The organism is Symmachiella dynata, assembly GCF_007747995.1.
Lineage (GTDB): Bacteria > Planctomycetota > Planctomycetia > Planctomycetales > Planctomycetaceae > Symmachiella > Symmachiella dynata.
The window spans coordinates 3,921,073-3,932,663 of the sequence record NZ_CP036276.1 but is presented as its reverse complement, the minus strand read 5'-3'; the positions used below and the strand labels follow the sequence as shown (position 1 = coordinate 3,932,663).

The 11,591-nt window shown below is 54.1% G+C and carries 8 protein-coding genes; 1 reads left to right on the top strand and 7 read right to left on the bottom strand.

Features of this window, described 5'->3' with window-relative positions:
* Window positions 1-249: 249 nt before the first annotated feature.
* The 4 genes from Mal52_RS15005 to Mal52_RS14990 all read right to left on the bottom strand — a co-directional run bounded on the left by Mal52_RS15005 (window position 250) and on the right by Mal52_RS14990 (window position 4,978).
* Window positions 250-1,788: an HTTM domain-containing protein gene (locus tag Mal52_RS15005; protein WP_145377006.1), complete on the bottom strand. Its 1,539-nt coding sequence runs from the start codon at window positions 1,786-1,788 to the stop codon at window positions 250-252.
* Between the two features lie 114 nt (window positions 1,789-1,902).
* Window positions 1,903-2,361: a hypothetical protein gene (locus tag Mal52_RS15000; RefSeq protein WP_145377005.1), complete on the bottom strand. Its 459-nt coding sequence runs from the start codon at window positions 2,359-2,361 to the stop codon at window positions 1,903-1,905.
* Between the two features lie 66 nt (window positions 2,362-2,427).
* A complete protein-coding gene (locus Mal52_RS14995; protein ID WP_145380662.1) occupies window positions 2,428-3,408 on the bottom strand; it encodes a DUF1559 domain-containing protein in 981 nt (326 codons plus the stop codon).
* Between the two features lie 139 nt (window positions 3,409-3,547).
* Window positions 3,548-4,978, bottom strand: coding sequence for an alkaline phosphatase PhoX (locus Mal52_RS14990; RefSeq protein WP_145377004.1), 1,431 nt, complete (start codon window positions 4,976-4,978; stop codon window positions 3,548-3,550).
* A 518-nt stretch (window positions 4,979-5,496) separates the two neighbouring features.
* On the opposite strand from Mal52_RS14990, the gene Mal52_RS14985 reads away from it, so the two are divergent.
* Window positions 5,497-7,245 (top strand): hypothetical protein, encoded by a 1,749-nt coding sequence (locus Mal52_RS14985; RefSeq protein WP_145377003.1) that lies wholly within the window; start codon window positions 5,497-5,499, stop codon window positions 7,243-7,245.
* Window positions 7,246-7,444: 199 nt separating this feature from the next.
* Here Mal52_RS14985 and Mal52_RS14980 read toward each other — a convergent pair whose 3' ends face one another.
* The 3 genes from Mal52_RS14980 to Mal52_RS14970 all read right to left on the bottom strand — a co-directional run bounded on the left by Mal52_RS14980 (window position 7,445) and on the right by Mal52_RS14970 (window position 11,590).
* On the bottom strand, window positions 7,445-8,506 hold the full coding sequence (locus Mal52_RS14980; RefSeq protein WP_145377002.1) for a phytase: 1,062 nt from the start codon (window positions 8,504-8,506) through the stop codon (window positions 7,445-7,447).
* A gap of 715 nt (window positions 8,507-9,221) precedes the next feature.
* Entirely contained in the window at window positions 9,222-10,625 is a 1,404-nt protein-coding gene (locus Mal52_RS14975) for a DUF1501 domain-containing protein (protein ID WP_197534204.1), read from the bottom strand.
* A 227-nt stretch (window positions 10,626-10,852) separates the two neighbouring features.
* Entirely contained in the window at window positions 10,853-11,590 is a 738-nt protein-coding gene (locus Mal52_RS14970) for a formylglycine-generating enzyme family protein (protein ID WP_197534203.1), read from the bottom strand.
* Window position 11,591 lies beyond the last annotated feature (1 nt).

Sequence of the window (11,591 nt, the reverse complement as noted above, 5' to 3'; positions counted from 1 at the left end):
GATCGCTGTATACGTCGAGCTCTATCACACGGAGCGGCCGCATCAGGCATTGGGGAATCTGCCATTGGGGGTGCGTTGGGCGACCTCGCTGAGGGCGAACCAAATGCTGTGGTCTGCCGCACGCGACTTCAGCTCGGTACGCTCATTCTGCCACACGTACTTCCCGAATCCGTTAAGTCGAATCTCCTTTGGGTATTCGACGGCCGTCCATTACTGTCATTGAATCATCAGGATGGAGCAACTCCCATTTCACAGGCCGAGTTCTTCTTCCCAGTACTGTACCGGACGGTCCCAGGCGTCGTGTCGGAACGGTTCCTTCAAGGGCACAATCCAATCGCTCTTCAACCAGCCGAGTTGTTGCTTGACCAAATCCACATCCGGGTCAATCAAATACTGAGGCCTACGGCCGTTCAGCGAGGCCAAGGCCCTCACGCGAATCTCGGTGTTCCCCAAGCCTTGTTTCCGGAAATCATCAGCCAGGAAATGGGCCATCTGCAGGATGTGGTTGGGATCGCGGGCCATCTTAGAGAGTTGCAACGGAGTGATATAGGGACGAAGGTCCACAATCCCCTCCCGCCCCGTCTCTGGATTCCGCGCATAAAAACGGACCGCTGCGATCTTGTTGCGAAGCATCATCCGCCAGGAAAAGAAATGCCCGTTCTCTGTCCAACTCGTCTGGCCGTCATACAGATGATGCCGCAACGGGACGACGAGTTGGAGTAAAACATAGACGGACAACAAAGCCACGCCCCATCTTAGCTTCGGAGTCCAACGGACCGTTTGAGGAGAGCTGCTGGGAGCGGATCTGCTTTTCTGCCCCGCGAGTCGTAGCGGCCAATCTGGTGAAAAGAATAACGTGGTCACAGCGATCATCAGCCAGGGAAACACGCCGATGTCAAACAACGTCGAATTGATGACATGAAACAGGACGATCACGGCAAAGGCATAAAGCCGCGAGCGCCGCCATAACAGCAACGGCACCGCGAATAGGTCAATCAACAGACCGCCCCAAACAAAGGTTTGGACGGCCCATTCCTCAGTGAAGTAGCTCCCCAAGACGGGATAATCGGAGAGTTTCACCAACCACATCCGCATGGGCTGCCCTTGCAGCCAGTCGGCGTTGAGTTTTGCCACAGCCCCGTAGAAATACACGATTCCCAACTGAAATCGCAGGAGCCACACAGTCCAGGCTGGGACATACGTACTAGCGATTTCCGGTGACCTGAAGACATCCACCGACCAGCGACGATGCAGTGGAATGAAAATCGAGAGAAACGCTAACAGACTCATCAAATAGTAATGGTTGTTGTAGAGCGACCGTTCACAGAGGAATGTAAAAGTAAACGTCAGGAAGACGAGCACTGAGCTGAGTCGATAGCAAAACCCGGCGGCGAAACAGAGTGCGGCGGTCAGCATCAGGGTGAAATGGAAATACATGCCCGCGCCGGGCCAAGGGTGAATCCATTCAAACCCCTGAAAAGAAAAGTGCATCGGGGGCTGGATGTAGTTATAGGCGACTGAGCCGCTCAGCAGAGATCTGAGTGCATACCACGCCACCGCTAGTCCGAAAGCCACCCGAAACACCATTAAGCTGGCGTTATTAACCGGGGACAGCAATTCTTCAAGCAACCGCTCGCTTATCCGGTGACGACCAACGTGGTTGAATCCCTGCTCGCTTGTTTTACTGTCGTCGCGACTGTCCGCAGTATTCGCGGGAGAATCCGCCGATGTTTTTTCAGCGGAAGTGAGTTGTGGCGCCTGAACCGAGGACGTGGTTGTTCTCGTCATCACACAATCCCCGGCAAACGAACGTACCAACCGGCCTGCAATTTGCTGGACATGAATACAAATCGTACAAACATGGCCCGCTGAACGGAGAGCATAAGTGATTTCAGCTGAACCTCACTTAGTGCTCGATAGTTCGATATCCAAAATGTTGGTCTCTCCACCTTTGACTTCAACAATATGCTCAGTGAATCCGCCTCGCTGGATACAGGGATACCGTTTCACCGGTGCGGACGATTGCTCTTCTTCTTCATCGTCATCATCGATCACATAGCCCTTGGGAATCACCTGCACTTTGTGAGTGCCCACGACTGCGCCGTCACCGAGATCATAAGTTGTCAGCATGCTGAATTCGCCGTTTTCATTCAGATGCCCGATGGCCGACTTGCCCGGTCTCTCTTCGGAATTCTGGACAAAAGGCCGAAATATGACTTGGCCACGGTTAATTGGCTCGCCATTACAAGTCACACGACCGCTGACTTCGGCCGTGTCGAACGCCCCGCCGCCGCAGCCGGGGACACTTGCCCCCGACAGAACGACGGCCACAATTAAAAAGCACTTCTTCAAAAGTCTCATGACAACAAAGCCCACTTTTGGGGTACGAAATCGGTAAGAACAAATTCAACCCGATACGGAGTGGATTTAGAATTCGCCCAGCACGTTGCCATCGTTGCGCTCACCGAGGTTGAAATAGACCTGTGCATCGATGTCTTCACTGATGAATCGAGCACTTCCGTCGCACAGGGCGAAGAAGACTCCCCCGGTATGGAAACTCATGAACGAGTCGTCGTCGAACGTGGTGTTCGGGATCGCATTCGCATCGGTCTTGGCGAGCACCGATTCGTCTTCCAGCATGGCACCGAGTGCCAGCGGCCACGACTCCGGATCGTTCATGTAGGACGACTCACCAATGGCGAGTGTGTTGCTCGTGCCGTCAGTGATGTGTTTGATTTGAACGACCGCCGGGCTACTCCGATCCCCAATTGAATCTTCCAGTTTGATGAAAACCCCCTGGTCAGTGAACCCCACGTTGCCTTTGTAGTCAGACGTCGGGTAGCCCACCATTTCGGGAGGGGTCGAGACGGGAAAGTCGCTGGGGTCATCGGCAAAATTCACAATAATGCCGTCGCCGTAATAGCTACCCGATTCAGTTCCATTGATGGTTATCGCCTGGACCTGGGAAGGGAGCGTCGAGGTGGGACACTTGAACGCACGCAGTGAAACTCTGGCCTCGGGAATCCCGGCTTCAAACCGGCCTGAAATTCCGTTGACATCAATTGCGTTGTACAAGGCGGTCTGCTCGACGTACGGCAACAGGTAGGCCCCCCACGAGAATCCATCCGTGTCGTTACCCGCATATCCGGCACCCGGAAATTGGGTGGCACACATATCATCGCAAGGGTCAGCAATAAGACCGGGAGGAAATGATCCATAGACGTCATGGTAGTTGTGCATTGCCAACGAGAGTTGCTTCAGGTTGTTTCGGCACTGCGTGCGACGGGCCGCTTCACGTGCCTGCTGTACAGCGGGAAGCAACAGAGCGATCAAGATCGCGATGATCGCGATCACCACCAGCAACTCGATCAGCGTAAAGCCTTTGACGCGGTTTTTTCGATTGAGCATAGAATTCTCCAACTGGTAAAAGTTAATCCTGAGTGTTTGGTTCCGCTAAAACGCCAGCCAATTGACGAAGAACTGTCCGAAATATGGTGATCACCCGATCAAAAATGTGAGCGGGTGTTGAATCGCTGTTGCTTGCGAATCACAGCAACTCATTTCCCCAGGGACCGGTAATCGCAAACGTGATTCCAGGATCTTGGATGTTGGCGAAGAGCCATTGTCCATCTTTGGAGAAGTTGGCTCCCGCCCATTCTCCACCTCGAAAATCGCCGCGGATATTGTTGTGCTCACCGTGAAGCACGACATTGTTGGCGGCAAATGGGAAAATCCGACCATCCTGGGTCATGCCACGCAGGTGTTGCGGGATGACGTCGCCATCTTCGCAGAGCACTAGACCTCCGCGCGGGCTCACGCAAATATTGTCCGGACTGTCGACGACGCTTGAGTCGGGAGACTCGAAGATGAGTTTCAAGCGGTTGTTGCGCGGATCGTATTGCCAGACCTGTCCGAGATCTTTTTCACCACCAGAGGTCGAGACGATGTAAACTAGATCATTACCCCACCAGCAGCCTTCAAGGCGGGCGAATGTCGCGCCGCCCTGCATCTTCCCTTGCATGAAGACACCCAACTCGTCCCCTGCGGGATTGTCGCCACCGCTGCCTTTTGGGGAATGCGCTCGTTCGACGTCCTCAATCGCAACCCAATCGACATCGAATTGTTGCCCCACTTTGACTCCGCGACGAAGATCCCCAACACCAGGCACCTTGAGCATTTCCAGTTGCCCGCCTGCGGCAAGCTTCCCGGGTTCATTGGGTTTGAAGCGATAAAACCCCGCGGTTCCTCGGTCTTCTGTCTCGTAGACGAATCCGTTCACCGGATCGACTGCGACCGCCTCATGAACAAATCGGCCCATCGCTTTGAGAGGAACAGGAGATGCCGCACCATCGGCAGTAACCTCAAAGATCCAACCGTGGTCGCGCTGGAAATCGAAGCGTTCGTCGCCATCGACTCCTCCCGGACCGAGGACCGATTCCTCACAAGTCAGCCAAGTGCCCCAAGGGGTTGTTCCTCCCGCGCAGTTCTTGACAGTCCCTGCCAATGCCGGTTTCGCTTCGAGCCAGCTTCCATCGTTCGCATCGAAGGTCAACAACGAACATCCGCCGCCCGCCTCAGGGTCGTAACGGATGGCATCCGTTCCAAAAGGACCGGACTTGGCTTTCAACTCGTGATTCCGGCACATCGTGATCACGCCGTCTTGCTCGCCGATGATCCCCATTCCGTCGTGTACACCCGGTGTCAGGCCCCCGTCGGCCATCACATCACCGTTCCAACCAAACGACAAATAACGGAAGCCTTCGGGAAGCTGCAGTAGTTTGAGTCCCGTCGTTTGATCCGCAACTGGTTGCAGCGGGCCGTAGCCAGCGATCGTGTAATCTGATTTTCCGTAAGCGGAGCGCTTCAGAAATTCACCAAGAGTTCCGGAGACTCCCAAGCCCCCTAATGCGTGTAGGAACGTCCTACGCGGGATTGTCGAGTGTTCTAAAGAAGACTTTGACGCATTGAATGTAGCCATACGAGCGAAGTTCCCAATTACGGAATCCTAACGGCGAGCCTGGATGCTTATTCTTCGAGCTCCAGAAATCCAATCGGGTGACAGTATGCAACTCACGTAAACTCATAGCAATCAGTACGTCGCGGTAATCATCACGAATTCATCAAGTTCACTGACTCTTAACAATAGAATCGCTCACGGTTGTTTATAATCTCTTAGCTGGGCGACTCCTTCCGCCCCCAAAGAATGACCATCGCCTTTATCGTTGAAAGCTTCTTCGCGCCCCATTCCATTGGGTACGTATCCTAGGTCCGCGATTCATTCGGTATGGAGAACTTCGAGACGTGCAATTCCGCTATCGAGTTATTGCCGTGTGTATGCTTGTTGTGGTTTCAACTGTAGCTACGACGGCCTACTTTCGGTCGGTTCGGACACCGCGAACCCAAGGCAATCAGCGCGCTGAGGACCGTGCAAAACCGCCGCGGGTCACGAACTATTTTGATGAACGCGCAGTGTTCCTATGGGGTAACCCCCCGGCGGTGGCCTCTGCTAAATCTCAAGTCCAAGCTCCGGCATCAAACATCCGTCGAAGTGATTATGTCGGTCCGGATACTTGCCAAAGTTGCCATAAGGAGCAACACGATAACTGGTCTGAGCATTCCCACCGCTGGATGAATGCCTATGCGACAGAAGAGACAGTACTAGGCGATTTTTCCGGCGCGTCGAAAACGAACTACATGGGGGGAGACGCTTCGTTCTTTCGAACCAATGGCGAATTTCATGCTCGGCTTTCTCGCAACGATGTTGTTCGCGAATTTCGAATCGAACGCACAATTGGTCGACGGTTTTACCAGTCGTATGTCGGCCGCTTGATTGATGGACCGGACCCTAAGAATGACCCGCTTTGGCAACTGGACGTCCATATTCCATTTACGTATTGGATCCAACAAAAAGAATGGGTCCCCGAAACGCACTTAAGCGAAGAAACACCAGACGAGCAACGCGTGGACCCTTTCGAGTCGAAGACCCTCCGCGTCTATTCCACCGGCTGCGCGTCATGCCATACGACACGTCCGATCGGCGACTGGCTGTGGTCTTATAAGTCTTGGAAGAGAGCGGAAATCTATACGCCGCACTCATTTGCTTTTGACACACGCGGGTACTTTTCAGAAGCACACCCCAAGCTAGCGGCCTTGATCCCTGACGGGCGAATGCCGTCTAAGAAAGCCGCTGCTTCACTACGTTACAAGCTGGAAAGTCTGCCGGCTCCCGAGTTCGCTGTGACATTGGGGATCAGTTGTGAAGCATGCCACAATGGCTGCCGCGACCATGTCGCACAACCCAAAGAACATCGGCCCTCATTCTTTCCCGCAAGCCCGCATCTGACTGTTTTAGAAGATCAACCCTCGCACGATATCTGGGGGCGTACGCAGGAGAACATCAATTTCATCTGCGCACGCTGCCATTCCGCCCAAAATGTGACGTATGCAGGCGGCATGGCTTGCTTCAATTCTCAGGAAGCGACCGATGCGATGAATGGCCATTGCTACCGGGGCTCAACGAATGCTGATGTCGCCCATAACGAGATGGGCAACGCGCTGAGTTGCGTGCACTGCCACGATCCTCATCAGGCAATCGGTCAAAAGTGGGCACGAACACCTGATGAGGATGATGCCAGCTGCCTGCAATGTCATCAGCAATTTGTCGAGCCAGACGCGCGGGCCATGCATACGCACCACAGCGCAGGTAGTGCTGGAAGTCGCTGCATGAATTGCCACATGCCGAAGATCAGCGAGGGGCTGCAGGATGTCGTGCGAACGCACATGATCTTTAGCCCAACCAACCGCAAGATGATCGAAGCCAATCAACCCAACGCCTGCAATTTATGCCATGTCGAGGAAAACATTGATTGGACAATTCACAATCTGCGTAAATGGTATGGCGAAGAACATACTGACTACTCGGAACAAATGCTTTCACAGAATTACCCAGATCGCAACCTAGCGGTCGCGTTGGGTTGGTTACGCAATTCATCAAGCGAAGCCACTCGGCTGATTGGTGTCGATGCGTTAACGAAAGCCAATGCGCAGTGGGCTTTAACGGACCTGATCAACGCGCTCGATGACCCGTATCTCATCAACCGTCAATTCGCGCAGCAAGGCCTGGAAACAATGCTGGACATCGATCTCGACACGCTGAATTACAAATATTATCAGCTAGGCCGCGAATCGAGGAAAGCTTCGTTAGATAGGATTCGGCGATCGTTGCTACCGCAAACCGTCAAATGACGCTGGCCTATGTCTGCTGATGACTTTGCTGAGAATGCGAGGCTTCCAGTCACAGAGCAGGGGGGAGCTAAGCAATTCCCCGTAAACCGACTTTGTTCTCAACATCGCTTTCGAGAAAAATCCTCTGCCAGACTCATAGGTCCAGCTACGCCGGAAACGATTCCGCTGTAGTGGATTGCAAGTGCCGCCAAGTCATCCATCAGCGTGATTTCAGCTGGGCTTTGATGTTTGTCCAAGGTGTCAACACAACGGGATGCGGTTCCGGATCAGCGCCGTTGTGACAGGCAAACACCCCATCGGGAAAGTGATCTCCCAGACCAATACTCAGGACTTCGATTCCATCCGTCTCCTGAACGCCATCGATCATAAATTGCCCGACGTAACGGTTGCTGTCGCCTCGTTCGTAAACCATAAAGGTATTGCGGCCCTGATCCGAGACGATCAGATAGCCACCACCACCCTCCGAGCGATAAAGGGTGAGACCTTCGATATCCCCCTGAAGCTTGTTCTGTCCGATTTCAATTACCAATTGACCAGGCGTCGCACCATCGGGTTCCGCATTGAGTTTCCACACGCCCTTATTTTCCTCGCCGATGTACACCACTCCGTGCTCGTCGTCGGCAACGGCTCCCTCGCACTTTCCGAGTTTCCAATGACGGACTTTTGTTCCCGTCACGGTTTTTCCATCGGTAGAAGCGGTTAACTCATACTGTTCGAGCGTGCCTGAATCGGAGGTGCAGATGAAGTAAAATCGATCACTCTTCCGGCTGTGATATAGGCAACCGCCGTAGTTTGGTCCTGTCGGGATCCCGCCATCGATGCGCGTCAGCAGACGCGTTGCCGGATCAACCTGAAAGACCCTCAGCTGATATCCATCCTCACGCTGATTGACCGCTACAATATCAACGCGATTCTCGCCGAGTGGAAAATCACTGCGGATATCGATATTCCCCGGCTTCGGCATACTGACCTTTTGTAGTAAATCGCCTTGCAGATCATACACAAACAGGGAATCGCCGCTTTTATCCGACGTGATCACGGTACTTTTTGATGGGTCCTTCTTGTTCAGCCAAAAACACATGTCATCCTGATCGACCGAGTCAGCACCACGCAAAACGACAGTTGATTCAACAGCCAATACGTCGACCGGTAGTGTCCCAACCACAAGCAGCGCAGTTGCTAGACAAAATACCAGCCAACCATCTGTTCGTCGTGCCCCGTAGTATTCGTCCGCTTGGAGATGCATATCGTCAGTCTTCATGGTGAGTCCTTATGGATTGGCAGGAACTGTCTCAATTGCCTCGGTTACGACGATGTCTCTCGTATCAACGCGATACAGGAAGGCGGTCACGAAACTGCGCTCCGTGGAATCGTAAAGCCTGTGGCAGCGAGAAGACATGCATCGAAAATCAGCTCACCCGGTTATTAAGTTATAAAATTGTTAAATTATGATGAGGGTGACATTAAGCGTTGATCGCTTCACCGATTTCGCCATCGAGTTGCCATCAGCCTTTGAAATCCTTGTTAGGATTTCGATTGACGTTCAGGTCCGATTTTTATTCTCGAATATTGCAACCCTATGATGTCGCGCAAATTCGAGTACGCAAACCGTCAGAGACCTGCTCATACCCTTCCATGCCGTGCATCAGCCCCTGACTATGGAAAAAGTGGGGCCCGCCCCGGCGGAATACATCGGACGCAAGGGCGATGACTCGCGGTTTGCGAAAGCGGATCGCGGGTCGTTTGCGATTAAGAAGCAACCCGCTTCGCTACTAACGCCCCATGGTGGCCGCGTTGGGGCGTTTTCTTGTTGGAGGGACTTTTCCCGGCACCCCGTCTATTCAGCGACACAGGCCAACGTCGTCGGCCTGTTTCGCAAACGCAAAAAAATCCCCCGGTGTCCCGTCGTGAACCGTCAGATGCACATGCGCGCTTAAACCGGAAATGAACACGACGTTCGTCTACCTGCGCCTCGTCTAGGCAGTACGCGACAGTTCTCGAATCGGGTCGCCTTTAGTAAAAATTGGATTTCGCCGCCCGGCAAAGCTTTTAAGCCCGAGTTGCACGTGGTCGAAACCGAGGTGATGAAATATCGTCATCAGAAAATCGTAGGGCGTGACATGTCGAGATATCGGGTCTTCACCCCGCGCATCTGTGGCGCCGATCACCTGGCCAGTTTGAATTCCACCCCCTGCAAACAGCATGGTGTTGGCCCGCGGCCAGTGATCGCGGCCGGGCTGAACCGTTCCTTTCGGCGCGCTGGCGACTCCGCCGCCGCTGCTGGCAACATGTGAAATTCGCGGCGTACGTCCAAACTCACCCGTGACAACGACCATGACCCGCTTGTCGAGCCCGCGGTCATAGACGTCTTCGATCAACGCAGAAATGGCTTGATCGAAGAACGGGGCGCGATAGGCATTGGCATCAAACACGTGATGGTTGACGGCGTGATCATCCCAGTTGGCGACACGTCCGCACAACGGGCCATCGAATTCCGTGGCCACAATATCGACCCCCGCTTCAACGAGTCGTCGCGCCATCAGACATTGCTGTCCCCATAAGTTGCGTCCGTAGCGGTCGCGGAGCTTGTCCGCTTCCAACGAAAGGTCGAACGCTCGGGCCGCTTCGGGGCTGGATAGCAGTCGTAGTGCCTGTGCGTCAAAATCGTCAAAGGCACGCATCAGTCCGGTCTGGTCAATATCACGCCGCATACGATCGATATTGCGTCTCAGTTCGCCCCGTTCGTTGAGACGCCGCGTTGCGTTGGGATCACGTAGCCCAACGTTGGGTACGGTAAACTCCGGTTTGTTCGGATCGCCCGTCACCTGAAACGGTTCGTAGGAGGGCCCCAGATACGCCGGGCCGGCGATTTGAAACGAATCGTAACGGTCGACCGGATTGATAGCGATATAGTTGGGAAGCTGTTGCGTAGAATTGTGACGCAGATAGCTTGCGATCGACATCCAGTCCGGATAGGTCGGCGTCGTTTTGTCAGCAGTCGCGGGATCTCCGCCCAGGACGCGCAATGACCCCGAAGGATGTCCGCCGGCGTTGTGAGCCACCGACCGTAACAATGCGAATCGATCGGCACATTGTGACAGGCGCGGGTAGAGTTCCGTAATCTGTATGCCAGGCACGTTCGTATCGACCGGGTTGAACGGCCCGCGATAGTCGGAAGGGGCCAGCGGCTTCATATCAAATGTGTCGAGATGACTTTGCCCGCCGCGTAGCCAGACCAGAATGATTGCGGTTTCGGATGCCGGAGCCGTGGGATTCGATTCGGCTCGAGCACGATATAAACCGGGCAATGTTAGGCCGGTGAAACCGGTCAAGCCAACTCGCAAAAGTTGACGACGGTTCACATGATTCATTCTCGCCATTTAGGCTACTCGCTCAACTTAGGGATAAACAGCCACGCAGGTTGAATGATACTACTGCCACTGAATGCCAACAAGTTCGAGGTGGTTAGCAGACTTGCATGCCCCGCCGCGGAGCAGAACTTGACCAATCAGCGGTGGCCGGCCAACACATGGTTGATAAACGTAGGCCAGCCATAACTTCGCTGCATTTCACAAAAAGTTGCATATTCATGCGTCTTTGGCATCCATTACCCATCATGCCGAGCATCGACATCAACGACCAAACGAATGCCAATATGTTCTGTTCCCCTTTGCAGTGAGGGGACGGTTGGCCACCGCCCAGTTGCCCGTAAGGATGTGGACTGGAAGTTCCAGCAACCGCCCCGCATGATTCGTTTGGCCCCCGCGGCAGGCCCGATCGGATCGATCAGCGGTGATTCGGAATGAGTCGGATAAGGACCGTACCAATCGTTGCACCATTCCATGACGTTCCCCGCCATGTCCAGGATCCCAAAGGGACTGACATCCCCGGGCGTCGCCCCCACCACCTCCGGTTTCCCTCCCTTGCCCAAGATGCGACCGTAAACTGCCCGGCTTGGGTTGGGCTCTTCATCTCCCCACGGGTAGCGCCTTCCGTCACTGCCACGTGCTGCGAATTCCCACTCCGCTTCGCGCGGCAGACGACCGCCGGCCCAACGACAATATGCCGCCGCTTCTTCCCAGCTCACTCCCACCACCGGTTGGTCCGGGTGATCATAGAGTGCTTTGTTATTATACTCCGATGGCGTCCCGTTTGTTTCTTTCAGGAACTGTCGATATTGTGCGTTGCTGACTACGGTTCGCCCCATCCAAAACGGCGAAACCCGCACGCGATGTGGCGGTCGCTCAACGGAAAACTCATCACTTCCCATGATGAATTCACCACCGGGAATGTGGATCAGCGTCGTGCGATCTTTGCTGTTTATCCGTGTGAGTCGCGGTGTCATT